Here is a 24,909-nt window from a genome sequence, read left to right as displayed (position 1 = left end):
TGAATCAAATGAAGCGCCCCAGAGCCGCCTGTCGATGGCATGACCTACTGAGCGCATAACACAAAGCCCGCACCTGGTAGGATACCAAGCACGGGCTTTGGGGAATACTGGTGACCAATCGCCACGGGCACTCAGGCGCCGGAGGACAGGAAGTCCTTGGCCATGGTGCCAGCCTTGCTGTCCGGATACTGCTGGACCAGCTTCTCGAGCAGGGAGCGACTTTCCTGCGCCTTGCCTTGACGCGCCTTGACCAGGCCCAGCTTGTACATCGCATCCGGCACCTTGTTGGATTGCGAGAATTCGCTGATCACGGTATCGAAGGCCTGGGCTGAAGCATCCAGCTGGTTCTTGGCCGAGTACAGCTCACCCAGCCAGTAATGGGCATTGGCTGCGAGATTGGAATCCCCATGGTCCACCACGAAGGCTTCAAAGGCGACAATGGCACCGTCGAAATCGCGAGACTGAACCTTGGCGAAGGCATTCTCGTAATCCTTCTGGGCAGCTGCACCACTGTCGGCATTGCTGGTGCCATTGGTGCTGGCTGCACCACCGGCACTTGCACCGCCAGTGACTGCCGCTGCTGCCTGTGAATCGACAACCTGACCGTTCTCCCCGGCGGAACCGCCGCCAGAAACCCGCTGTTCCAGATCCAGGTAGCGTTGCTGTGACATCTCGGTCAGACGCTTGAACTGGTATTCCAGTTCATCGATCCGGCCGCGAAGTCGGGCAATTTCCTGTGCCTGTTCGTCGAGTTGATTGAGAAGGGTCAGGGTGCCGCCGCCACTCAAACGAGTATTGGCCTGCTGATAGAGCGAGTTTGATTGCCCAGTGAGGTCCTCGACCGTCGGTGCGGCCAAAACGGACAACGGGAGCAACAAGGCTCCCGCACCGAACAACCCTTTCAGGCTGTGTTTCATGCTGTCGGCTCCGCCGAATCATCATGGTATCGCGCAAGCAAGCCCGGGCTTCAAGGTCACGCCTCTTGCCCGGGCCAGCTCAACACAAGTTTCTAGCGTCTCCGCGCCTCCTGAGAGAGCCGAGGAGATGAACCGTTCTTAGTAGTCGAAGACCACACGACGGTTCTTGGCGTAGGAAGACTCGCCGTGGCCCTGGACAGCCGGACGCTCTTCACCGTAGGAGACGATCTCGATCTGTGAAGGAGACACGCCCTGGACAGTCAGGAAGCGTGCGACAGACTTGGCACGACGCTCGCCCAGACCCAGGTTGTATTCACGAGTACCGCGCTCATCAGCGTGACCTTCCAGAACGACATTGGCGCTGGAGTTGGCTTTCAGATACTGAGCGTGACCCATCAGGACGCTTTCGAACTCAGGACGGATGGTGTCCTTGTTGAAGGCGAAGTAGATGGTACGCACGTCAGGCATGGCGGCGTTGCTCATCTGGTTGGCGTTGCTGTTGGCACCAGTGTTCATGCCGGCAGTGTTCGCACCGCTGTTGGCTGAATCCATGTCGCCGTCCTGAGCGCCGCCGCTGCTGGAACAACCTGCCATGACGCTCAGGGACAGGGCAACCAACAGACCTTTTGCATACGGGGTGAACTGCATTGTGAAACTCCTTGCTCTAATGGGTACGAATGCCAAGCCTTTCTTGGTGGCTCGGATGCATTCTAGTGGTTTAGTTCAGGAACGGCGACCACGCAGGTTCACGCACGTCGCCTTGTGCTGACGGCAGGGAGAATTGCGCCCTTCCGTCTGCCGACACCTGGCCCAGGACCCCGCGGGTTCCTTGCTGAGTGGCATATATCACCATAGTGCCATTCGGTGCAACACTTGGTGATTCATCCCACTGAGTATCGGTCAGGGAGGTAACCCGACCGCTCTTCAGATCTTGCTTGGCAACCTGATAACCGTTGCCTGCGCGGTTGATCATGAACAGGTTCTCTCCATCGGGTGAGATGCGCCCGCGGGAGTTGTAATTGCCGGTATACGTCACACGTTCCGTGCCGCCTGACAGATCAAGACGATAGATCTGTGGGGAGCCTGCACGATCAGAGGTGAACAGCATACCACTGCCATCCGGCAACCAATCCGGTTCGGTATCGATCGCAGGATTGTTGGTCAGACGCTGGAACTGGCGGCTGGCAATATCCATCACATAGATTTCCGGCTGGCCATCCTTTGACAGTGCCATCGCCAGTTTACGTCCATCCGGCGACCAGGCCGGGGCACCATTGATGCCACGGAAACCTGTCAGTTTTGCACGACGACCACTACCCAATTCCTGCACATAGATAGCGGGACGTTCGGCTTCAAAACTGACATAGGCCAGCTTCTTGCCATCCGGCGACCATGCCGGAGACATGATCGGCTCATCGGACGCCAGAATCTCCTGACTATTGTGGCCATCTGAATCCGCCACGTACAGAGCAAAACGAATATTGTCGCCAACACCATTGGCGGTAATGTATGCGATTTTTGTCGAGAAAGCACCGCGAATTCCAGTGATTTCCTCAAATATTTCATCGCTCATATAATGGCCACGCGCGCGCAGCTCACCATTGCTTCCGGTGATGACTTCGCCAAGCATACGCTTGTTGCCCAGCACATCCATCAGCTCATACTGGATGCTATAACCGCCATTGCTGGCTGTCTTTACCTGACCCACCACGAGGTAACTGGCCCCCAGGCGCTTCCAGTCATTGACGAAGACGTCCTGCGTCGTGCCCGGCAACGCGATCAGATTGTCGCGTTTGATCGGGTCGAACTGGCCACTGCGCGCCAGGTCATCGGAGATGATGCGTGCGAGGTCCTGCGGAAGACTCCCCCCGGTCAGATTCTCGAACGGCACGACGGCGATAGGCGTAGCGCTGTCATTGCCCTTGGTAATCTCGATGGTCAGGTCAGCTCTTGCCAGGCTGGTCACTGCCAGCAAGGCGGCTGCCATCATCCATGCGGTCAATCGTCTCATCGGCCCAGGTCCTCTGGATTGAAGTACAGGTTGAAGTTTCGGAACTGGCTCTTGGCACTAGCCGGCAGATCCTGCATCTCGGTAAACGGTGCCGCTTTCTGGATCGCCTGAATCGCGGAACGATCAAAGGCGGCATTCCCACTGCTCTTGCTGACCGCTGCCGATACCAATTCACCTGTCGGCAACAATGACACTCTCAGCGTGACCGTCATACCGGGAACGGAGCCCGAGGGTCGATTCCAATTCTGTCCGACATACTTCTTGAGCAGGTTCTCGAAGCCATTGGCTGCCTGAGCGGCCTGTTTGGCGCCACTGATGGCGTCACTTTCATTGTCTATCAGGCTATCAAGCGAGCCAGCAGAGGCTTGAGCCGCTTTCTCGGCGAGCGCCTTCTGGCGTGCAGCTTCAGCAGCCGCTTTCTTGCGCGCTTCTTCCGCCGCCTTGGCCTTGGCTGCCTTTTCCTTGGCGGCCTTGTCCGCTGCCGCCTTGGCCGCTTTTTCCTTCTCGGCCTTTTCGGCTTCCGCCTTGGCCTTGGCTGCCTTCTCGGCTTCCGCCTTCTTGGCTTCAGCATCGGCCTTGGCTTTGGCCGCCTTCTCCGCTTCGGCTTTCTTGCGGGCTTCTTCCGCGGCTTTTTCCTTGGCGGCCTTTTCGGCTTCCGCCTTGGCCTTGGCTGCCTTATCGGCTTCCGCCTTCTTCAAGGCATCAGCCTTGGCCTGCTTTTCCGCCTCGGCTTTCTTGCGATCGAGTGCAATCGCCTTGGCTTCCTCTGCACGCCTGGCCGCTTCTGCCTTGGCCTTCTCGGCCGCCGCTGCCGCCGCCTGCTCAGCCTTCAACTGCTCCGCTGCCTTGGCCTGTTCAGCCGCCTTTTGCTGTTGAGCCTTCTGGGCAGCCGCCTTCTCCTCGGCGGCGCTACGTTGCTGCTCCGCTGCAAGCTCTGCCTCTCTGGCCGCGTCTTCCTTGGCGCTCTGGCGCTGATCAGATTCTTCGGCCGCATCACGCGCCTTGCTCGACTTCGCCTGCTGGGCCTGATTGGTCGTGGTCTCGGTACTGACCAGTGTCGCGTTGACGATGGTGGTGTTGGTCTTTTCCGGCTCGGATTCCGGCCAGCTCACCAGAGTCAGAATCAGGATGCCCAGGTGCAGGCCAACGGCCAGCACCACAGGCAATCCCAATCCGACCCGCTGTTCTATCTCTGGCTGACTCATCCATCAGCCCTCGGTCGGTGGTTCTGAAATCAGCCCGACATTGGGAACACCTGCACCCTGCAGCGTGCTCATCAGCCCCATGACATCGCCATAGGGGGCTGTCTTGGCACCTTTCACCAACACGGGCGTCTTGGGCTTCTCGGCCACGATGGACGCGACCTTGCTACCCAGTTCGTCCAATGCCACCGGGGTGCGCTTGTCTTCATCCGACCCCAGGTCGATGTAGTAATTGCCGCTATCGTCCAACGAGACGATCAATGGCGTCACGTCATCGGGATTGTCGATCGGCTTTGAGGTGACCTTGGGCAATTCGACCTGGACCCCCTGCGTCATCATCGGCGCGGTGATCATGAAGATGACCAGCAACACCAACATGACGTCGATGAAGGGCACCACATTGATCTCGGAGGACAGCTTGCGCTTGTGACCTCTGCTATACGGTCCTTTCATTGACTCGCCTCCCTTCAAGCGTCGTTGCTGCCACGACCGTGCAGATTACGATGCAGAATGGAGTGAAGTTCTTCGGCGAAGTCTTCATAGCGACCCAGCAGCTGGTCAGCACGGCTAGCCAGACGGTTGTAGAAGATGACGGCCGGGATGGCCGCAAACAGGCCCATTGCGGTCGCGACCAGTGCCTCGGCAATCCAGGGAGCAACGGTGGTCAGAGTTGCCTGTTGAGCCGTGCCCAGCGCCTGGAAGGAGCCCATGATGCCCCATACGGTGCCGAACAGACCGACATAAGGGCTGACGGAGCTGACCGTGGCCAGAAACGGCAGGTGAACGTTCAGACGCTCTTCTTCACGTGACAACGTGACGCGCATGCTGCGCTGCACACCATCCATCACTGCGTCGGCATTGCTGGACTTTGGCTTGAGGCGACTGTACTCGCGGAAACCGGCACGAAAGACGCCAGACGCGCCCGGCGTGGATTCTTCATCTGTCGGCAACTCACGATAGAGGTGATTGAGGTCGACCCCGGACCAGAAACGCTTTTCAAAGGCCGCGTAGGCCTGCTTGGCACGGGACAATGCCATCCCGCGCTGAAAGATCACCACCCAGGACGCAATGGAAGCTGCCAGCAACAGCAACATGACTGCCTGAACGACCAGACTGGCGTTCACGAACAGCGAAATGATCGACATCGAATCTTCCACGGAAATCCCTCTTTACTTGGTTCAGTCTGTGCCACCGTCAATCAGTGACACGATAAATAATCTGTTCATCAACCTGACGTCTCAGCGCCTGACGTCTCAGCGCCTGACGTCTCAGCGCCTGGCTGACCGCGGCCTCATCTGCGCCTCGTGATCTCAGACCTCAAGTGCCGCAAGCAATTCCCCGGGCCAGCGTCTGGGGCGCAAGGTCGTGGCATCGACACAGGCGATCACGACTTCCGCTTCGCTCAATATCTGCTCACCGCGCAGCGCCTTCTGGGTGAACGTCAAGCGTGCACCGCGCAAGGCGCCTGCCGTTGCCGTCACGGTCAGCAGGTCATCCAGATACGCCGGACGAAGATAACGATTTGTTACACTGTGTACTACCAACTGAATGCCTTTTTCAAGCAAGGCTTGCTGCGTGAAGCCCTTCGCCCGCAACCATTCACTGCGGGCGCGCTCCATGAAGCGCAGATAATTCACGTAGTAGACAATGCCACCGGCATCAGTATCCTCGATATAGACGCGCACAGTGTGGTGAAAACATGCAGCTTCACCCTTCAACGTATTTCCTGCGTCTTCAGATGTCATGACGCGTCATTTCCTTCCTGTCCCAGGCGCGCCTGCTCTTCACGTGGCGTGATCCCGAAGTGCAGATAGGCCGAGCGTGTGACCAGACGCCCACGCGCCGTGCGCATCATGAAGCCCTGCTGTATCAAATAGGGCTCCAGCACATCCTCGATGGTATCGCGCTCTTCCCCGATGGCCGCCGCCAGTGAATCGACCCCGACTGGCCCGCCATCGAATTTCTCGATCATCGCCAACAGCAGTCGACGGTCCATGTGATCCAGGCCGTGGCTGTCGACATTGAGCATGTTGAGCGCCTTGTCGGCCACTTCCAGGGTCAAGCGACCATCCGAGCGCACTTCGGCGAAGTCACGCACCCGGCGCAGCAGGCGATTGGCGATACGTGGCGTGCCGCGGGAACGACGCGCAATCTCCAGCGCCCCTTCCATCTCGACTTCCATGCCGGAAAGCCTGGCACTGCGTGCCACGATGTCGGTGAGTGACTCGATATCGTAGAACTCGAGGCGCTGGACGATGCCGAAGCGATCGCGCAGTGGCGCCGTCAGCAGCCCCGCGCGCGTCGTCGCGCCCACCAGGGTGAATCGTGGCAGTTCAAGCTTGATCGAGCGGGCCGCGGGCCCTTCACCGATCATGATGTCGAGCTGGTAATCTTCCATCGCCGGGTAGAGCACTTCCTCGACGGCCGGTGACAGGCGGTGAATCTCGTCGATGAACAGTACATCGCCTTCCTGCAGGTTGGTCAGCATCGCTGCCAGATCCCCTGCCCGCTCCAGCACCGGCCCTGAAGTCGACTTGATATCGACACTCATCTCGCTGGCGATGATATGCGCCAGCGTCGTCTTGCCCAGACCAGGTGGGCCGAAGACCAGGGTGTGATCCAGACTATCGCCTCGTCCTCGCGCGGCACTGATGAAGATCTCCATCTGCTCGCGGACGATAGGCTGTCCGATGTAATCACTCAGCGTGCGTGGCCGGTTGGCACGATCGATCCGCTCTTCCGGATCATGCGTCGCCGCGGAGATCAGTCGGTCCGACTCCATCATGATGCTTGCTCAACTCCTGATGACGCAGATCACGCACATGACGCGGGTCATGGGCCATGAACGTGCGTCAGTGGCAGGTGGCAAGGTTTGTCGGGGCTATGCAACGATCTAGCGCATCTGCGTTCAAGCGCGCACTTTCTACCCCAGTAACCTGCCAACCCCTAGTCAATAAATCCAATCACGATGCGCCGTTTCCTTGACGGAAACTATAGGGCGCATGTTTGCTGCCCTGGCGGGGCGTCAGCTGGCCATCTTGCGCGCCAGAGCCGCCTTGATGAGCGCTTCCGTGGAGGCGCCGGTCTCGAGACCGGAGAGCATCTTGGCTGCCTCGACAGGCTTGTAGCCCAGTGACACCAGCGCGGCTTCGGCATCCGCCAGAGGGTGCGTGACCGGCGGCTGTGGCTGGGAGGCACGCGCCATTTCATCCAGACCATCATCCATCGGCAGCGTCCAATGCTTGAGACGATCGCGCATCTCGATGATCAGACGATCCGCCGTCTTCTTGCCGACACCCGGCAGACGTGTCAGCGCCCGGCTGTCTTCATCGTGAACACAGCGAATGAAATCTGACTGCTCCATTCCCGACAGAATCGCCAGCGCCAGACGCGGGCCGACACCGGAAATCTTGATCAATTCACGGAACAGGCGACGCTCGGGCTCCTTGCCGAAGCCATAGAGCAACTGCGCGTCTTCGCGTACCACCAGATGGGTGTAAAGCTGGCAATGTTCGCCCACTGCCGGCAAGCCCAACAGGGTGTTCATCGAAGCTTCCAGCTCATAACCGACACCCTGTACATCAAGCACCAGCTGCGGCGGTTGTTTTTCCAGCAATGTCCCGGTCAGGCGTCCAATCATGTTGCGGCTGTCCTTGCTCGGCAGAGAACGTGTTCGGTGGAATCCTGCTGCTCGCAGGCCCGATCCTCTGCACGGATTGTTACAATGCGGGCAAGCCTACCAAAGATGAAGCGTAGGCGGCATGTCCCAGTGTCACGACGAATTTGTCGCATCTTTCTGACAGTCTTACCTTGAGGAATGACACGAGGCCTGATGCCACGCGGCTTGGCGCATCACGCAATCGGCTGCTGCCAGACTCGGCAGACACTCTACAAGTGACTGAAAAATCGCTATTAATTGAGCACAATACCGCATTTGTCGCTCAGCGGCATGTCAGGCGTCGGGCTCGAAGTCTCGCCAACTGCTGCTACGCCGCACGCGGGTTCCCTTGCGTCGACTGGTATTCCCCAATCCCAGGGCTTCCAGCTGGTCATTGCCGGGCGTCAGGCGTCGACGCGCGAAACAATGCGTCAAGGCGATGGCCAGCGCATCGGCGGCATCGGCCTGTGGCGTGGCGGAAAGCTTGAGCGTATGCGTGACCATATGCTGCACCTGAGACTTCTCCGCAGCGCCGGTGCCGGTCACGGCCTGCTTGATCTGTCGCGGCCCATATTCGAATACCGGCAAGCCGTGATTGGCCGCACACACGATGGCAGCCCCGCGCGCCTGGCCCAGCTTGAGCGCCGAATCCGCGTTCTTGGACATGAAGACCTGCTCAATGGCGAATTCCGCAGGGCGATGCATGGCGATCACCTCGCTGATACCGGCATAGATCTGTGCCAGACGCTGATCCAGGCTGACCTGTGACATGCGAATGCAGCCACTGTCCACATAGCGAGGCTGAGCCGCAGAGACATCCAATACCCCATACCCGGTCAGACGTGAACCCGGGTCGATGCCAAGAATGATCATGCTGCCGCCTCGTCTTTCACACCTTCGGTCTTCGCTGTCATCATCACGCCATCGCTTTCACTGTGTATATAACCAGCCACCATGCCACAAAAAAGGCGGTGCGACACTGTCAACGCCTGACGTGAACGTCAGCAAACAGTCTCGCACCGCCTTGTCGGGCTTGCTTGCCCCCCTTGCCTATCAGGCCACAGGGGCAAACCTCCCACGGCGGGGGCGCCCTTGCCTGATCGAATCAGTCCAGACGGCCCCACCAGTCACTTCCTCGGTCATGCGCCGCTGAATCAGGCCTGACCGCTTTCGTCCTCGACCTTGACCTTCTGACGCAGACGGATGTTCAGCTCCTTGAGCTGCTCACCGCTGACCACGCCCGGGGCGTCGGTCATCATGCAGCCGGCACTCTGGGTTTTCGGGAAGGCAATCACTTCACGAATGGTCTTGGCGCCGGTCATCAGCATCACCAGGCGGTCGAGACCGAAGGCCAGACCACCATGGGGCGGCGCACCGAACTTCAGGGCATCAAGCAGGAAGCCGAACTTCTCTTCCGCTTCTTCTTCACCGATGCCCAGGACTTCGAACACAGTACGCTGCATGGCCTGATCGTGGATACGGATGGAGCCGCCACCCAACTCGGTGCCGTTGATGACCATGTCGTAGGCGCGAGACAGTGCCGCTTCCGGGTTGGCCTTGAGCTCTTCCGGCGTGCAGGACGGCGCGGTGAACGGGTGGTGAAGCGCGCTCAGGCGGCCATTGGCATCGGCTTCGAACATCGGGAAGTCGACGACCCACAGCGGTGCCCACTCGCGGGTGTAGAGGTTGAGGTCTTCGCCCAGCTTGACGCGCAGCGCACCGATGGCCTCGGCCACGATGTTGGCCTTGTCAGCGCCGAAGAACACGATGTCGCCATCGACGGCGCCACAGCGGTCCAGCACTTCATCCACGACGTCTTCCATGAACTTGACGATCGGCGACTGCAGCCCCTCGATGCCCTTGGCACGTTCGTTGACCTTGATCCATGCCAGGCCCTTGGCACCGTAGATGCCGACGAACTTGGTGTAGGCGTCGATTTCCTTGCGTGACAGGCTGGCACCGCCCGGCACACGCAGTGCGGCGACACGGCCCTTGTCGTCCTTGGCCGGACCGGAGAAGACCTTGAAGTCCACGCCGCTCATCAGGTCATCGACATCGACCAGTTCCAGCGGGATGCGCAGGTCCGGCTTGTCGGAACCGAAGCGGCTGATGGCCTCGGAATACGGCATGGTCGGGAAGTCGCCCAGCTCGACATTGAGCACTTCCTTGTAGAGGCCACGGATCATGGTCTCGGTCATGCCCATGATGTCCTGCTCGTCGACGAAGCTGGCTTCGAGGTCGATCTGGGTGAACTCCGGCTGACGGTCGGCGCGCAGATCTTCATCACGGAAGCATTTGGCGATCTGGTAGTAACGATCGACACCAGCGACCATCAGCAGCTGCTTGAACAGCTGCGGAGACTGCGGCAACGCGAAGAAGCTGCCGGCGTAGGTACGACTCGGCACCAGATAGTCACGTGCGCCTTCCGGCGTGGCACGTGTCAGGATCGGGGTTTCGATGTCGAGGAAGCCCAGGGCTTCGAGCTGGGCGCGCACGCTGTGAGTGATGCGCGAGCGTAGGCGCAGCTTCTCGATCATGTCGGGACGACGCAGGTCGACATAACGATACTTGAGGCGAACTTCCTCACCGACCTTGTTGTGGTCGTCAAGCTGGAACGGCGGCGTCTGTGCGGTGTTGAGCACTTCGACGTCCTTGGCCAGCACTTCGATCATGCCTGTCGGCATGTTCGGGTTCTGGGTGCCTTCCGGGCGCAGACGGATGCGGCCCTTGATACGAAGCACGAACTCGCTGCGCGCCTTGTCGGCAGTGGCGAAGGCATCGACGGTGTCCGGATCGACGACGATCTGGGCGATGCCATCACGGTCGCGCATGTCGAGGAAGATGACGCCACCGTGGTCGCGACGGCGGTGCACCCACCCGCACAGAGTGACATCCTGATCGATCAGGGTCTCGTTCAGTTTGCCGCAATAGTGGCTGCGCATGTTGATTCCTTGTTGCTCAAATTCATGATCGACGCGCTGATGCGCATCTGTCTCAGAGGGCCTGCCGTTGGCGATGAGAGTCAAGGGTACCCGTTGGGTGCCCCTGCCCCTCATCACGCTGATGCCTGACGCACTATCCCAGCTGCATCAGGCGGTGCTGTCGCTACCACCGGCCAGATTCTTCTTGCTGCCGGACTTGAAATCCGTCTCGTACCAGCCACTGCCTGCCAGACGGAAGCCGGAGGCGGAGACCAGCTTCTCGAGCTGGTCCGTCTTGCATTCCGGGCACTCCGTCAGCGGTGCAGCGCTGATCTTCTGCAACTTGTCCATCCGATGGCCACAGGCCTTGCAGTGGTATTCATAGATCGGCATGGTCTTCTTTCCTGACAATACTGGTCACGGGGCTGTCTGAGCACCGTGAACCATGACAATGTTATGCCTTGCGGCGCGTCTTGCGTTCAGCGCACCTGCGGCCCCAACATGAGAGCTTTCGCAAGCACCAGCAAGAGACGCCTACAATAAGGCCAGTTGAGCGGCTTTCAAGTCAAAGCGAAAGGGGCACATTATAGCGTGCTCGGCCCCGTGCGGGGCAACACCCAAGCACAAACCGGCCCAGACGCTACGTACTCGTCATTTCCGGGCCAGCCTTTCTGTCTTCCTATCTATCTTCCTACGCCATCATGAGGCACCTATGTCCGATCACGATCGTACTGCGCAGTCTCCCTCTCATTCTTCCACGCCCGCTTCCTCTCACTGCGAGCCCGCCTCGTCCACCAGCGCACCGCAGGCCGTCATGCTCGATGCCGGCTCCGTCGGTGACGGGCTGGACTTCTCGCGCCTCGAGGCCCGCCTGGAGGGATTGGTCTGCCATGACGCCACCGCGCCCGAGGAAGTGGTGCCACGACTGAGCGGTGCCTCCATCGTGCTGGTCAACAAGGTACGCATCGAGGCGCACCATATGGATGAGCTGCCGACCCTCAAGCTGATCGCGGTGATGGCGACCGGTACCAACAACATCGACATGGCGGCCGCCGAAGCACGCGGCATTCGGGTCATGAACGTCAATGCCTATGGCACTCACTCGGTGGCGCAGCACACCTGGATGCTGCTACTGGCACTGGCAGGCCGCCTGCCGGAATACCAGACCGACATCGCTGCGGGCGAGTGGCAACGCAGCCCGACCTTCTGCCTGATGGGCCGCCCCGTGGTGCAGCTGTTCGGCAAGCATCTGGTCATCGTCGGCAAGGGGGAGCTGGGCACCGCGGTGGGTAGATTGGCCGAGGCGTTCGGCATGCACGTGACCTTTGCCGCTCGTCCGGGCACTGCCCCCACCGCCGAACGCCCCGCGCTGGAAAGTCTGCTGCCCCAGGCTGACGCCATCAGCCTGCACTGCCCGCTGACCCCGGAAACGCAGCATCTGATCGATGAACAGGCGCTCGCCGCCATGAAGCCTGGTGCACTGCTGGTCAATTGTGCCCGTGGGGGCATCATCGACGAGGACGCAGCCCTGGAAGCACTGGCCACCGGACAACTCGGCGGCTTGGCGGTGGATAGTCTGCCGGAGGAGCCGCCACGTGAAGGCCACTCACTGCTCTCGGCTCTGGAGAGCCAGCACCATTCGGCGAGTACGCCCTTGAACCTGATCGTCACGCCGCACAATGCCTGGATCAGCCAGGAGGCGCGCCAGAACATGCTCGATCTCAGCCTGGCCAATATCGAGACATTCCTGAACGAACACGCCTGACACGACTATATCCTCGCGGTGACAGGTACTGACGCCGAGTGGCAGGTGTGATCGGTACATTACGAAAAAGCCCCCGAACCGGCATATGCGCCGGGTCGGGGGCTTTTCATGAGTGGCCTGGCATCAGCGAATACGGATATGCATGCCCGCCGCCTTGAGGGCATTGCCTTCAGCGTCCCACGACACCACACGACCGCGTGAGCTCAATAGTACCCACTGGGTAGCGCCTTCTCTTGCACCATCCTCTTTCTCACCCCTCTCTTGCTCGTCCCGCTCTCTCTCGTCGCCCTCCAGCACACCATCAGCGTCAGCCGTCAGACTCCGCTGCTGCAGGGAGTTGTCGCCAGCCTTGCCTGCTTCAGCATCCATGCCTGCCTCGTTCATTCCCATCGCCTCGATCTGCTGAAGGTCTTCCTCCTGCGGCGCACGCATTCGGTACTGACATTCATAGCTTTCGCCATAGGTATTGATGACCTGATGCCTGAGCACATGCACCTGCTCAAGGTCATCCGGGTGGATCAAGCGATCGAAATCCATCTCGCGCATCGCCAACGGCTCGTGACCCGAAGCGCCGAGCATCTTCCAGAGATTGGGATGGATGCGCACGATGCGTTCAGGAATATCCATTTCCCACAGGCTATCGCCGCTGGCTGCGAGAGAATCCAGCAGGCGACGCTCGCTGGACTGCAATTCCTTCTGGGTCTGGCGCAGCCGCTGGTACATCTCTTCGGCGGTGGCGTTGGCATCATCCAGCTCGACGATGCCACTGCTACCCACGGACTCGACGTCCGCGCCCATGCCGATGCGGTGCAGACGCTCACGCAGCTCGGCCAGCGGCACCGAAAGGCGACGGCTGATGTGGTGCGTGCGCCAGCTCATGAGAATGAAGAAGGCGAAATAGAACAGGATAAGTCCACCGACCAGCGCCATGCCGACCAGCTGGAAGTTGCGCCCGATCTCGGCGGTACGAAAGAAGACGGCGCTCTCCTCGACCATGCTCAACATGATCCAGCCATTGCCCGGCAAGCGCTCCCACGCCACCTTGTAGGGCGCCCCTGCTACATTGACGCTCTCCAGGCCACGCCGCTGCTCGAGGATACGGGGCGCGAGTCTCTTGAAGACGTCATGGCCTTTCAGCGCCAGCTGAGCTGGCCGAATGACATCCTCTTCCTGCAGGTCATAGGCATCGGGAATATCCAACGGCAGCAGCGACAACAACTGCTCACCGGCGCGCGGGACGGCGAGTGAGCGTCCGTCGGCATCGAACAGCATCGCGAAGCCTTGCCAAGGCAGCTCCATCGCCAGCACCTGATTGACGATCACGTCCAGGGTCATGTCGACGCCGGCGACGCCGAGAAATTCGCCTTGCTCCGAATAGAAGGGGCTGACGGCCGACGTCATCCAGCCATTGCCGGCCGGGTCTTCGTAGATATCGGTCCAGATGGTGTTTCGCGAGGGATTTGCCTCTGGTGCGGCCAGATAGAAGAAGGAGAAGTCACGACAGTCATGGTCGGCTGGCACCAGCGAGGCCAGATCGACATAGGGGAAAAGGCGGACATAGCAGTCAGCCATCGTGACGAAGGACTGCACCACGGCCGAGTGCGAATATACGACACTGCGCATAATCGGGTCGACCGCCGTCATGCGCAGCGCCATGGAGATGTCCTGCTCGAGGCCTGGCAAGGCGGGATAGAAGCCGCTGCCCTGATTGTCCGCCGTCTGCTGACTGGCCCAGACACCGCTGGGCCGGCTTGCGTGACGGGCAACCTCGTGCGCCGCTACCCCAGTGCCAGTGTCGCCCATGGCCAGTTCGCCTGCCTGGGCACCGAGCCCGCGCGACAGGTTCTGGACATGCTCCAGTTGCTGGCTGAGTGACTTGGCCTCCCGCAGCATTGCCAGATTGAGTTCACTGCTCGACTGGGATTGCAGATAATTGAGATTGGCATCACGAATCTCGTCATTGGACACGAAATACACCGCCACCAGGGCGGTCTCGACCAACAGCAACGGAATCATGGTACTGGTGAAGAGCGCTCGCCAGACCCACTTCTTGATCGTGACGGCGGGTTGCTTCGACTCCGACATGGGCGACTATCCTGAATCCAGCGAGATGACAGGAAGTATGCACTTTCTCTTGCGTTCCAAGAGGCTAATAGCTTCAACGCTGAAACATGACCTATAGGTCAGACCTTGGTGATACGACTGGGGACAGGCGGCCAAGGCTTTGCTAGGATGCTCGACCCCAAGGAGGCTGCATGCTTTACAACTACGGTTCTATCAATATCGATCACGTCTATCGGGTACCCCACCTGGTACGACCGGGTGAAACCCTGGCGAGTCTCTCCTACCGTCAGGTACTGGGTGGCAAGGGTGCCAACCAGTCGCTCGCGCTTGCGCGCGCCGGAGGCGACGTCACGCACTGGGGCCGCCTTGGCAACAGTGATCGCTGGGCACTCGAGCCGCTGGAAAGCGCCGGTGTCATCACCTCGCAGGTCGAGCTGAGCGCCAGCGCCAGTGGCCACGCCATCATCCAGGTGGACGACCACGCCGAGAACAGCATCATTCTGCACCCGGGTGCCAACCACGGTTTCACCGATGAGCATCTGGCGACGCTGTTCTCCGGCGTGACACAGGGAGATTGGCTGCTGCTGCAAAATGAGTGCAACGCACTGGGCAAGGTCATCGAGCTGGGACATGCCAAGGGCATGAAGATCGCCTTCAACCCCGCCCCGATGGGTGCTGACGTCCTGCGCCTGCCGCTGGAGCATTGCCAGGTGCTGTTCCTCAATCGCGGTGAAGCGGCACAGTTGGTCGAGCTGGAAGAGAGCGCGCCTGTCGCCACCCTGCTCGCCGCGCTGCACACTCGTCTGCCTGACACCGAAGTGGTCATGACCCTGGGCAGTGAAGGCGTCTGCTACCAGCTGGGGGAACAACGCATCCAGCTGCCGGCGCACCGCGTCAATGCCGTGGACACCACCGCGGCGGGTGACACCTTCATCGGCTATTACCTGGCAAGCCAGATCGAAGGTCTGAGCATCGAGGAAAGCCTGCGTCGCGCCAGCACCGCCTCTGCCCTGTGCGTGAGCCGCGAAGGCGCAGCGCCGAGCATTCCGCTGGCCAGTGATGTCGCCGCTGCCCTGGCCGAATGGCCGACACTCGACGTCCTGAGCAACTGAGTCTTTGAGCAGCGAGTCTCTGAACAACTGAACTACCTGCACGGGGCACCACCACGTGGCCCGTGCCGTGCCCATGTCAGCTCATGGGCACCCTGTCGGCGTAACGCCCTCTTTAGCAGGTCACTTCTTTCACGAGGTCAGCATGAAAACACCGATCATCTTTGATACCGATCCGGGCGTGGATGATGCCCAGGCAATTGCCATCTGTCTGGCGCATCCGGACATCGAATTCCTCGGCATGACCACCACCTTCGGCAACGTCACCATCGAGACGGCCACCTCCAACGCCCTGCTGCTGGGCGAACTGGCAGGTCAGGAGATTCCGGTCGCCCAGGGCGCTGCCCAGCCACTGGTCAAGGACAAGTTCCCGGCGCCGGCGCACATCCACGGTGCCAATGGCCTGGGCAACATGGAGATCCCGGAGCCCAAGGGCAAGGCGCTGTCCATCAGCGCACCGCAGTTCATCGTCGAGCAGGTCAATGCGCGTCCGGGCGAGATCACTCTCGTCGCCGTCGGTCCGCTGGGCAATCTGGCCACCGCACTGCAGCTGGACCCGAGCATCATCAGCAAGGTCAAGCAGGTCGTCGTCATGGGCGGTTCCATCCGTGAAGGCGGCAACGTCTCCCCGGTCGCCGAAGCCAACATCTTCAATGACCCGCATGCCGCCGCCAAGGTGCTGACCGCCGGCTGGCCATTAACCATGGTCGGTCTCGATGCGACGCACCGCTGCGTGCTGTCTCCGGCCCATGTCGAGCGCATTCGCGTCGCGCAGGGCGCACTCGGCGAAGTGCTATCCGGCAGCTATCAGTTCTACAAGGCCTTCTATCAGGAAGCGCGCGGCATCGATGGTTGCTGCCCGCACGACAGCTGCGCCCTCGCCTGGCTGATGAAGCCGGAGCTGTTCACCACCGAGCGCGGCCACCTGAATGTCGAAGTCGAAGGCCTGGCCGAAGGTCAGACGCTGTTCGCCCCTGAGGGGCGCGAATTCCTCGGCAACCAGTGGTCGCAGACGCCGCTGGTCGACGTCTGCGTCAATGCCCAGGGCGACAAGGTCGTCGAGTGGATCACTGACGTCCTGACCGCCAAGGCGTCCTGATCCCGCGCCCGGCAGGCCCGCCTGGGCCTGCCATCGGCCTTGCCACAAACCGAGACAACGCCCGCCAGCAATGACGCTGACGGGCGTTGTCTCGGTTAGGGCATTCGCGCTTGTTCACTTTCCCCTTTCCTTCCCCCTTATCCCTTATCCCTTCAGGCCTCACCTTTAGGGCTATAGCTTCCCTATGGCCCCGAAGACCGAGAAGTTTAGGGATTACCAAGTTTTGTTTAACAAGATAACGGGATAAACTTTTACATACCCCTTACCAGAGAGGGGTGGATGGCGAGCCGTTCGACGCATGCACATAATCTGATACGCTAGCGGAATCTCGCTGGGCAAGCACCTCATACGCCGCCCCATCCTGCCTGCCACGGAGCTCACCATGCCTTCGACGACAACGTTGCCCTCCGCACCCGCTGCAACGCTTCGCACTCAGGATTCTCCCGCGATCGCCAACACCCAATATGACTGCCTGGTCTTCATCGGTCGCTTTCAGCCCATGCATCATGGACATGTTGCCGTGATGGAAGAGGCACTGCGCCTCGCGCGGCAGGTCATCGTGCTGGTCGGTTCTGCCTGGCAGGCGCGTTCACTGCGCAACCCGTTCACCTTCTCTGAACGCACGCGCATGATCCGCAGTTGCTTTGACGATGGCGACAATGCGCGCCTGGAAATCGTGCCGTTGCTTGACGCCCTCTACAACGACGATGTCTGGGTGCGTGATGTGCAGCGCAAGGTACGCGATATCGCGCGACCGCAGGCCAACCGGATGCCAAGAATCGCACTGATCGGTGCCAATCGTCGTGACAGCAACAGCCAGTCGAGCTACTACCTGAGCCTCTTCCCGCAGTGGGAGTCGGTGGCGGTGCCGCTGCGGGAGGGGATGGAAGCCAGCCGTATTCGTGAGGTCATCTTCACCGAGCGTGCTCGCGCCGAGGATTGGCTGGACAACGAGGGGTTGGAGCTGCTGCCAGCGCCGGTAGCTCAGCACCTGCATGGCTTCCTGGATGAGACCGCGTGGCAAGGGCTGGTGGAGGAACGTCGCCTGCTAGAGCAATATCGCGCCGCCTGGAGCGATGCGCCCTACCCGCCACTGTTCATCACGGTCAACGCCGTGGTGGTGCAGTCCGGCCATGTGCTGCTCACCACGCGTCGCGCGGCGCCCGGCAAGGGGCTCTACGCCCTGCCTGGCGGCTTCGTGCAACCCCAGGAGCGCCTGCTGGATGCCTGCCTGCGTGAGCTCAAGGAACGTGTACGCCTCAAGGTGCCGGAACCAGTCCTGCGTGGCTCTCTGCGCGGTCAGCGTCTGTTTGATGCGCCGCATCGCAGCTGGCGCGGACGCACCCTGGCTGAGGCCTTCTACTTCGCCCTGCGGCCGGAGCAGCAGCTACCCAAGCTCAGAAGCGGCGGTGGAGAGAACGAGGAGCAGGCACGCTGGGTCGCGCTGGCGGACCTGGAGCCTGACACCCTGTTCGAAGACCACTTCTTCATCATTCAGAACTTTCTCGGCCTGCATGCCGGACAGACCGGTTTCTGACGGCTGGGATGTGGTCCACACACGAAAACGGCAGCCCAGAGGGCTGCCGTTTTCAGTCAATAGACACGCAGGTCTTCCAAACCGGCAATACACCGGCAAGGCTCAGGCTTCGAGGAAGTCGCGCGGCAAGTTCATCAGCTGTTTCCACAGCTTGTCGATGCCGGGCTTATGGACCAGCGAACACCGATAGAGACGAATCTCCAGCGGGATATCCCACGCCTCGTTGCCCGCGCGCACCAGCTTGCCGCTTTCCAGCTCATCGCGAATGCAGAAATCGGGTATCCACGCCATGCCGACGCCCTGCAGAGCCATGCCCTTGAGCCCCTCCGCCATTGCCATCTCATAGACGGTGCGCAGACGCAGGCGCAGCGGATCATTCTTGAGCAGCATCTTCACGCTGCGGCCCAGAAATGCGCCCTGGGTATAGGACAGCAAGGGAATCGCATCCTGGCTGGTCTCGCTCTGCCCGGTCAGCGGGAAGCGTGGCTCGCCATTCTCCAGCGGCACGCACACCGGCAGCATGTTGACCTTGGCGACCGAGAAGGACGGGAAAGCCTCGGCGTCCAGCTGCATGCTGGCGTAAGGGTCGTAATAGGCGAGCATCAAGTCGCAGTTGCCTTCGCGCAGCGAGTGAATGGCGTCGCCGACATTCATCGCGGACAGGCGTGTCGGCAGCTCCCCCAGGCCCTGCTGAAGACGCGAGATCCACTTGGGGAAGAAAGCCAGCGCCAAAGAATGCGCGGCCGCGATATCCAGGGTCTCGTTGGCCATGCCCAGCCCACGCAGGTGGGCGAGACACTCAGACAGCTGCTCTGTCAAGTTGCGCGCGGTGACCAGGAACAACTGGCCCTCCGGTGTCAGACTGACCGGGGTCGTCGAACGGTCGACCAGCGTAGTGCCCACTGCCTGTTCAAGCGCACGGATGCGGCGACTGAACGCAGGCTGGGTAACGTGTCGCAGGCGAGCCGAGGTGGAGAAGCTGCGGGTATTGGATAGCGCAACGAAATCTTCCAACCACTTAGTTTCCAGGTTCACCCGAACTCCCAAAAATGTCGAACATGCCCGAGCGAGGCTTGCCTGGCCGGTCATGCAGGGTCTTGTCATGGAGAATGATGCGTCGCGGCGCACCACCACCTTCGTCTTATGCGTTTGACGTATACGGCAGCGTTGAATGGCATTGGCCGCCGAGGGTCTGCGCTGGTTACCCTTGTCCACCTAGCCGCCATTCAAGCGCCACAGTGTACTTCAGCCAGGAGTTCCGCCCAAGTGAACCATCTTTCGGAAACCCCCATCGCCGCCAATGCCACCCCGGCAACTTCCACGCCGGCCGACTTGAGCCATGCCGAGCGTGAGGCACTGGCCAACGGCTTCCGACTTGAAAAGGATCTCCTCGGGCGCGAGCCGGTGCCGGCTGACGCCTACTACGGCGTGCAGACCCAGCGCGCGCTGAACAACTTCCACCTGTCTGGCGTACCGCTGTCACACTTCCCGCGTCTCGTCGAAGGACTCGCGCTGGTCAAGGCCGCCGCCGCCGAAGCCAACCATGCGCTGGGCTATCTCGAGACACGCGAGCACGATGCCATCCAGCACGCCTGTGCGCGTCTGATGAATGGCGATCATCACGATCAGTTCGTGGTCGACATGATCCAGGGTGGTGCCGGCACCTCGACCAACATGAATGCCAACGAAGTGATCGCCAATCTTGGCCTGGAATTCCTCGGCTACGAGAAAGGTGACTACCAGCAGCTGCATCCCAACAATCACGTCAACATGGCGCAGTCCACCAACGACGCCTACCCGACCGCCATCCGTGTCGGCCTGCTGCGCAGCCACTCGATGCTGGTGGACGCGCTGAGCGAACTGGCCAACGCCTTTGCCACCAAGGCGCTGGAATTCGACGACGTGGTCAAGATGGGCCGCACCCAGCTGCAGGACGCGGTGCCGATGACGCTGGGCCAGGAATTCCGCGCCTTCGCCAACACCCTGCGTGAAGACGTCGACCGCATCGCCAACCTCAATGAGTTGCTCAAGGAGGTCAATCTGGGCGGGACCGCGATCGGCACCGGCATCAATGCCGACCCGCGCTACAGCGCACTGGCGATCGAGGCACTGGCGCGGCGTTCCGGCATCGACTTCCGCCCGGCGTCGGACCTGGTCGAGGCGACCAGCGACATGGGTGCCTTCGTGCTGTTCCACGGCATGCTCAAGCGCCTGGCGGTCAAGCTGTCCAAGATCTGCAACGATCTGCGCCTGCTGTCCTCCGGCCCGCGCACCGGCTTCAACGAGATCAACCTGCCGCCTCAGCAGCCGGGCAGCTCAATCATGCCGGGCAAGGTCAACCCGGTGATTCCGGAAGCCGTCAATCAGGTCGCCTTCGATGTCATCGGCAACGACACCGCGCTGACCATGGCCGCTGAAGCCGGCCAGCTGCAGCTCAACGTGATGGAGCCGCTGATCGCCTACAAGCTGCTCGACTCCATTCGCCAGCTGAGCCGCGCCATGACCATGCTCAAGAATCGCTGCGTGATCGGCATCACCGCCAACCGCGACCGCTGCGCCGAGCTGGTCAACAACTCCATCGGCCTGATCACCGCGCTCAACCCCTACATCGGCTATGACAACGCCACCCGCATCGCCAAGGAAGCCCTGGTCAGCGGTCGCAGCGTGCTGGAACTGGTGCGCGAGGAAGGCCTGCTGGATGAAGCGCGTCTGGAGGCACTGCTGTCCCCGCAGGCCATGACGCGTCCGCGCCAGATGAAGGACTGACTGTTCCTGGGAACCTGAAAGCAACTCGATAGCATGTCACTGATGAAACCCGCCCGAGCAATTGCTCAGGCGGGTTTTTGTTTGGGTTACACCGCACGCGGATCCCGAGGATAGAAACGTTCGGGTTGCGCCTCGATATGATCGAAATGCTTGGTGTTCTTGTAGGGCATCTTCATGAAGCCGGAAATTCCCAGCCCTAAGATCAGCGGCACGGCATCCAGAATCTCCGCCAGCAGACGCGCGAATTCCTTCTCGCGCGACGGATCCAGCAGCCGGTAATAACTGTGAATCTTGAGGTGGTGTGGCAGGGCTTCGAAGATCAGCATGCCGGTGTGGTGGATGGCATTGAGTGACTCCAGAGCCTTCAATATCTCTTCGGGCAGCACCAGCAGTTCCTCAGGGTCCGGGCCATCCTCGAAGTAGGAATGCACACGCGAGTCATCCTCAAGCTCCGGCACCGCGCTGACCTCATAGCTCAAGCGAGGGCAGGCCTCCCCGTCTGCCGTCGACGCAAAGACAAAGGCGGCTTCCGGGTCTTCCCGCTCCAGGTGCAGGGTATCGCGAGCATTGAATAGACACGCCTTGAACACGCCCTGGCGATAGATGGCACGCGCCAGAGCGACCATGTTGTTGATCGCGACGACGAAGGCGGCCTTCAAGGCAGGGTCATGCAGATGCAGCGCAGTATCCACGAAGATGCCCTGTGGCTCCCAGCGAATCGCCAGACCACCGACGATCGGGTATTTCCCCAGACGACTGACAGCGGCCAGGAAGGCTTTTTCGGTGCCGCCCATGCCTTGCATGAAGTTCTTGTAGTAACGATCCAGTTGAACATCATTGACAGCGTCCAGCGCGTTGCCAGCATGTTCGACGGTCTCGTCCGCCTCGAAGGCCTCACGCAGGAAGGATTTGCGTGAGGTATAGACGACCGTGTCGATCTCGCGCATCGCCGGCCTCACCCAGACCGGCAGCAGAGACTGTGGCGGTTCTAGAGGCAATTCCGGCATCACCAGACGCGAGATCCTGCTCATCTCGCGCAGGAAGTAGTCGCCGGCCTGCATGCACAGCTGCGGGTCATCCGCCAGCATGCCATCGAGCAGACGCGCGAATTCCCGCGGCAACCCCAGCGACACCGCCGGAATGGCGCGCACGCCGAAGCGACACGACTGGCCAGAAGCCAGCGCATAGAGTGTCGCGGCCACGCCCTGCTCATCGAAGCGCGGCGAGGACAGCGCACCATTGAGCTGCTCCTCACCGATGAAATAGACATCGCCCAGACGCGCATTGGTCTGCTGCAGATTATCCGACATCAGCTGCATCACGTTGGTGGTGATGAACTGCTGATGCTCATCGAGCTGAGCGAACACCGAACTGCCCCAGTCGATCAATGCCACCTGTTCCCGCTCGACATCGAAGACCAGATTCGACGGCTTGATGTCGCCATGCACGACCGGTGGCGTAACCGCTCCCATCGATGACCCGCGCAGCGACTTGAGAATATCGGCCAGCTGACTGGCAATCCTGACCACCAGACGCGGCGACATGCGCCCGTGACGCAGCGAATATTCCTCGAGATTGATGCCCGGCGCGCGCTGCATGACCAGAATCGACTGCCGCCGTACCCGCTGATAGCTGACCAGACGCGGTATCAGCGGGTGAGCGACCTGGTCGAGCATGTAGGCCTCTTCCTCCAGGCGGTCCTGCAGTGCCTGGGGCAGGGTCACCCGCGTGAACTTGAAGACGTGCTCTTCACGCGTGCGCCGGTCTTCGTCCGGGCGCCAGCCTGCGAACACGAAACCGTAGGCGCCCTTGCCGACCAGATGGATATCCCGGTAGCCCAGCCCCTCGAGCTGAGCGATGCACAGCGCCACCCAGTCCTTGAGTTTCTTGGCATCATGATGCGAGAGCAGATAGATCGACTGCTCTTCCGGGATATAGAACTGTTGCAGTCGCTCGTGGGCGCGCGCATCACTCATGCAGGAGGCTCTCTAACCGGGGCCCTTGGATCAAGCAGCGCCTCATGACAGCGACAGCAGCATTTCGTCAGGGTGCTCGAGATAGTGCTTCCACAGATTGCTGAAGCGCGCGATGGTCCCGCCGTCGATGATGCGGTGATCCCCCGCCCAGGTGATGGTCATGATGTCACGCGCACAGACATTGCCCTCGCCATCGAAGCGCGGCAGACGCTGAGTGCGCCCCAGCGCGACGATGGCGACCTCCGGCTGGTTGATGATCGGCGCGGCGTAGGTGCCGCCCAGCGCCCCGATATTGGAGATCGACAAGGTGCCGCCCTTGAGGTCCGCCTGGGCGACGCGCCCGCTGCGTGCAGCTTCGGTCAGCCGCCCGACCTCCCGCGCGATCTCGAGAATGCTCAGACGTTCGACGCCCTTCACGTTCGGTACCATCAGCCCGCTGGCGCTGTCCACCGCCATGCCGATGTTGCAGCTCCCCTGATAGAGAATCTCGCTCTCATCCTCACTGAGGCGTGCATTGAGAATCGGCTCCTCGATCACCGCCAGCGCCATGGCCTTCATGATGAACGGCATCAAGGTCAGGCGAATGCCCTGCTGCTGGGCGCGCGCCTTGAGGCGTGCCCGCAGCGCCAGCAGGTCGGTGATATCGAGCTCATCGCCGTAATGGAAATGCGGGATCTGCGTGCTGGCCTGCACCATACGCCTGGCCATTACCGCGGCGACCCCCTTGAGCGGTACCGCTTTCGACTCAAGTCGTGACGATCGCACCTCGTCACTGGCCACGTCACTGGCCACAGCACACGCTTCGGCAGCTGCCTTGTCGGTCTCGGCGGCCGCGCCGACCTTGTGAGAGTCATCAGGTGTCACGTCAGTCTCGTGAGCCTCGGATTGCTTGAGATATGCCAGCACGTCTTCCTTCAGCACCCGGCCGTGACGCCCCGAACCTGCAATGGCATGGATATCAAGCTGATGCTCGCGCAATAGGCGGCGCACGGCTGGGGTCGCGGGTATGCGAGGCCGGCTCTCCTCGTGACGCCCGTCTTGCCCACTCTTGTCGTCGCTCTTGTCGTCGCCCTCCTGCCGGTGCTCCGCCAGACGCTCTGGCTGAGCCTGTTTGCGTTCAGACGAGGTGACGTCGCTCTCAGTGCTCTCAGTGCTTTCAGTGCTTTCAGCCTCTGCCTCTTCATCAGGCACATAGGCATACAGCGGCGTATGCACTCGGGCATTTTCGCCCTGAGCATAATGGAAGCGCACGATACGCCCGGGCTCCGAGGCGGTGATCTCGACCAGCGCCTTGTCGGTCATCACATCGACAATCGTCTGGTCTTCTTCCACCGTGTCGCCTTCCGCGACGTGCCAGGTGACCACCTCACATTCGACGATGCCTTCGCCGATATCCGGCAGGATGAAATCACGTGAGCGCCGCTCAAGGGTCGCGGCTGTCTGTGAGGCAGCTGCCCCATTGCTGACTGACTTGGCAGAAGCTGACGCAGCGACATTCGACTGACGGCTGGACGCCTGGCTGACGGCTGACTGAGTCTGTGCCGTCGAGCGAGCAGGCGCTGCAACCGTCACGACATCGCCGACGTGACCATCCTCATGCGTGTCTTCTCGGTGCTTCTCACTATCATCGTCGCTGCCAGGGCCATCATCCACCGCAAACAGCGGCGCATGGACACGGGCAATCTCGCCTTCCTGACAGTAAAGCTTGACCACGGTACCGGCGTGGGGCGCGGGGATTTCCACCAACGCCTTGTCTGTCATGACCTCGGCCACCGGCTGATCTTCCTCGATCACGTCGCCTTCCTTGATCAACCACTTGACCAGCTCGCACTCGACGATGCCTTCGCCGATATCGGGCAGGATGAAATCATTCATGGCGCGCAT

Annotated in this window: 21 protein-coding genes; 5 read left to right on the top strand and 16 right to left on the bottom strand. The window is 60.9% G+C overall.

What is annotated here, in order from left to right; genetic code table 11:
• Nucleotides 1-131: 131 nt before the first annotated feature.
• From ybgF to CDPAHKCJ_RS00530, 12 genes are all read right to left on the bottom strand, one after another.
• Nucleotides 132-917, bottom strand: coding sequence for a tol-pal system protein YbgF (ybgF, locus tag CDPAHKCJ_RS00585; RefSeq protein ID WP_166017934.1), 786 nt, complete (start codon nucleotides 915-917; stop codon nucleotides 132-134).
• A gap of 138 nt (nucleotides 918-1,055) precedes the next feature.
• Nucleotides 1,056-1,565 (bottom strand): peptidoglycan-associated lipoprotein Pal, encoded by a 510-nt coding sequence (gene pal / locus CDPAHKCJ_RS00580; protein WP_166017932.1) that lies wholly within the window; start codon nucleotides 1,563-1,565, stop codon nucleotides 1,056-1,058.
• Nucleotides 1,566-1,635: 70 nt separating this feature from the next.
• Nucleotides 1,636-2,928 (bottom strand): Tol-Pal system beta propeller repeat protein TolB, encoded by a 1,293-nt coding sequence (gene tolB / locus CDPAHKCJ_RS00575; RefSeq protein ID WP_166017930.1) that lies wholly within the window; start codon nucleotides 2,926-2,928, stop codon nucleotides 1,636-1,638.
• Complete coding sequence (tolA, locus tag CDPAHKCJ_RS00570) at nucleotides 2,925-4,133, bottom strand: cell envelope integrity protein TolA (protein ID WP_166017928.1); 1,209 nt, start codon at nucleotides 4,131-4,133, stop codon at nucleotides 2,925-2,927. The genes tolB and tolA overlap by 4 nt, the downstream gene beginning before the upstream one ends.
• Before the next feature lie 3 nt (nucleotides 4,134-4,136).
• Complete coding sequence (gene tolR, locus CDPAHKCJ_RS00565) at nucleotides 4,137-4,583, bottom strand: protein TolR (RefSeq protein WP_054556687.1); 447 nt, start codon at nucleotides 4,581-4,583, stop codon at nucleotides 4,137-4,139.
• Between the two features lie 14 nt (nucleotides 4,584-4,597).
• The gene (gene tolQ / locus CDPAHKCJ_RS00560) at nucleotides 4,598-5,275 is read right to left on the bottom strand and encodes a protein TolQ (RefSeq protein WP_107336548.1); all 678 of its coding nucleotides are present in this window, start codon (nucleotides 5,273-5,275) and stop codon (nucleotides 4,598-4,600) included.
• 165 nt (nucleotides 5,276-5,440) lie between these two features.
• The gene (gene ybgC, locus CDPAHKCJ_RS00555; protein WP_166017926.1) at nucleotides 5,441-5,875 is read right to left on the bottom strand and encodes a tol-pal system-associated acyl-CoA thioesterase; all 435 of its coding nucleotides are present in this window, start codon (nucleotides 5,873-5,875) and stop codon (nucleotides 5,441-5,443) included.
• A complete protein-coding gene (ruvB, locus tag CDPAHKCJ_RS00550) occupies nucleotides 5,872-6,915 on the bottom strand; it encodes a Holliday junction branch migration DNA helicase RuvB (RefSeq protein WP_043333609.1) in 1,044 nt (347 codons plus the stop codon). Before ruvB ends, ybgC begins: the two co-directional genes overlap by 4 nt.
• A gap of 240 nt (nucleotides 6,916-7,155) precedes the next feature.
• Nucleotides 7,156-7,770, bottom strand: coding sequence for a Holliday junction branch migration protein RuvA (ruvA, locus tag CDPAHKCJ_RS00545; protein WP_166017924.1), 615 nt, complete (start codon nucleotides 7,768-7,770; stop codon nucleotides 7,156-7,158).
• Between the two features lie 312 nt (nucleotides 7,771-8,082).
• Entirely contained in the window at nucleotides 8,083-8,661 is a 579-nt protein-coding gene (gene ruvC, locus CDPAHKCJ_RS00540; protein WP_166017922.1) for a crossover junction endodeoxyribonuclease RuvC, read from the bottom strand.
• Between the two features lie 281 nt (nucleotides 8,662-8,942).
• Nucleotides 8,943-10,730: an aspartate--tRNA ligase gene (gene aspS / locus CDPAHKCJ_RS00535; protein ID WP_166017920.1), complete on the bottom strand. Its 1,788-nt coding sequence runs from the start codon at nucleotides 10,728-10,730 to the stop codon at nucleotides 8,943-8,945.
• Between the two features lie 147 nt (nucleotides 10,731-10,877).
• The gene (locus CDPAHKCJ_RS00530; RefSeq protein WP_166017918.1) at nucleotides 10,878-11,102 is read right to left on the bottom strand and encodes a zinc ribbon domain-containing protein; all 225 of its coding nucleotides are present in this window, start codon (nucleotides 11,100-11,102) and stop codon (nucleotides 10,878-10,880) included.
• A gap of 319 nt (nucleotides 11,103-11,421) precedes the next feature.
• Between CDPAHKCJ_RS00530 and CDPAHKCJ_RS00525 the strand changes: the two genes are divergently transcribed.
• The gene (locus tag CDPAHKCJ_RS00525) at nucleotides 11,422-12,474 is read left to right on the top strand and encodes a D-2-hydroxyacid dehydrogenase (protein WP_166017916.1); all 1,053 of its coding nucleotides are present in this window, start codon (nucleotides 11,422-11,424) and stop codon (nucleotides 12,472-12,474) included.
• 123 nt (nucleotides 12,475-12,597) lie between these two features.
• On the opposite strand, the gene CDPAHKCJ_RS00520 is transcribed toward CDPAHKCJ_RS00525, so the two are convergent.
• On the bottom strand, nucleotides 12,598-14,559 hold the full coding sequence (locus CDPAHKCJ_RS00520; protein WP_166017915.1) for a hypothetical protein: 1,962 nt from the start codon (nucleotides 14,557-14,559) through the stop codon (nucleotides 12,598-12,600).
• Nucleotides 14,560-14,729: 170 nt separating this feature from the next.
• On the opposite strand from CDPAHKCJ_RS00520, the gene CDPAHKCJ_RS00515 reads away from it, so the two are divergent.
• The 3 genes from CDPAHKCJ_RS00515 to CDPAHKCJ_RS00505 all read left to right on the top strand — a co-directional run bounded on the left by CDPAHKCJ_RS00515 (nucleotide 14,730) and on the right by CDPAHKCJ_RS00505 (nucleotide 18,283).
• A complete protein-coding gene (locus tag CDPAHKCJ_RS00515) occupies nucleotides 14,730-15,650 on the top strand; it encodes a ribokinase (protein WP_166017914.1) in 921 nt (306 codons plus the stop codon).
• 142 nt (nucleotides 15,651-15,792) lie between these two features.
• On the top strand, nucleotides 15,793-16,746 hold the full coding sequence (locus tag CDPAHKCJ_RS00510) for a nucleoside hydrolase (protein ID WP_166017912.1): 954 nt from the start codon (nucleotides 15,793-15,795) through the stop codon (nucleotides 16,744-16,746).
• A 382-nt stretch (nucleotides 16,747-17,128) separates the two neighbouring features.
• Nucleotides 17,129-18,283, top strand: a complete 1,155-nt coding sequence (locus tag CDPAHKCJ_RS00505) for a bifunctional nicotinamide-nucleotide adenylyltransferase/Nudix hydroxylase (RefSeq protein WP_166017910.1) — start codon at nucleotides 17,129-17,131, stop codon at nucleotides 18,281-18,283.
• Between the two features lie 102 nt (nucleotides 18,284-18,385).
• Here the strand turns inward: CDPAHKCJ_RS00505 and CDPAHKCJ_RS00500 are convergent, their stop codons facing one another.
• Nucleotides 18,386-19,318, bottom strand: coding sequence for a LysR substrate-binding domain-containing protein (locus CDPAHKCJ_RS00500; protein WP_054556694.1), 933 nt, complete (start codon nucleotides 19,316-19,318; stop codon nucleotides 18,386-18,388).
• A gap of 321 nt (nucleotides 19,319-19,639) precedes the next feature.
• Here CDPAHKCJ_RS00500 and CDPAHKCJ_RS00495 point away from each other — a divergent pair, with 321 nt between their 5' ends.
• A complete protein-coding gene (locus CDPAHKCJ_RS00495; RefSeq protein WP_225348134.1) occupies nucleotides 19,640-21,049 on the top strand; it encodes an aspartate ammonia-lyase in 1,410 nt (469 codons plus the stop codon).
• Nucleotides 21,050-21,135: 86 nt separating this feature from the next.
• Here the strand turns inward: CDPAHKCJ_RS00495 and CDPAHKCJ_RS00490 are convergent, their stop codons facing one another.
• A complete protein-coding gene (locus tag CDPAHKCJ_RS00490; protein WP_166017906.1) occupies nucleotides 21,136-23,025 on the bottom strand; it encodes a protein kinase in 1,890 nt (629 codons plus the stop codon).
• 42 nt (nucleotides 23,026-23,067) lie between these two features.
• Nucleotides 23,068-24,900 (bottom strand): dihydrolipoyllysine-residue acetyltransferase, encoded by a 1,833-nt coding sequence (locus tag CDPAHKCJ_RS00485; protein ID WP_166017903.1) that lies wholly within the window; start codon nucleotides 24,898-24,900, stop codon nucleotides 23,068-23,070.
• Nucleotides 24,901-24,909: the final 9 nt, after the last annotated feature.

The organism is Cobetia sp. MB87 (genome assembly GCF_011319755.1).
Taxonomy (GTDB): domain Bacteria; phylum Pseudomonadota; class Gammaproteobacteria; order Pseudomonadales; family Halomonadaceae; genus Cobetia.
The sequence above is the reverse complement of the archived record's forward strand: the minus strand, read 5'-3'. Positions and strand labels throughout refer to the sequence as shown.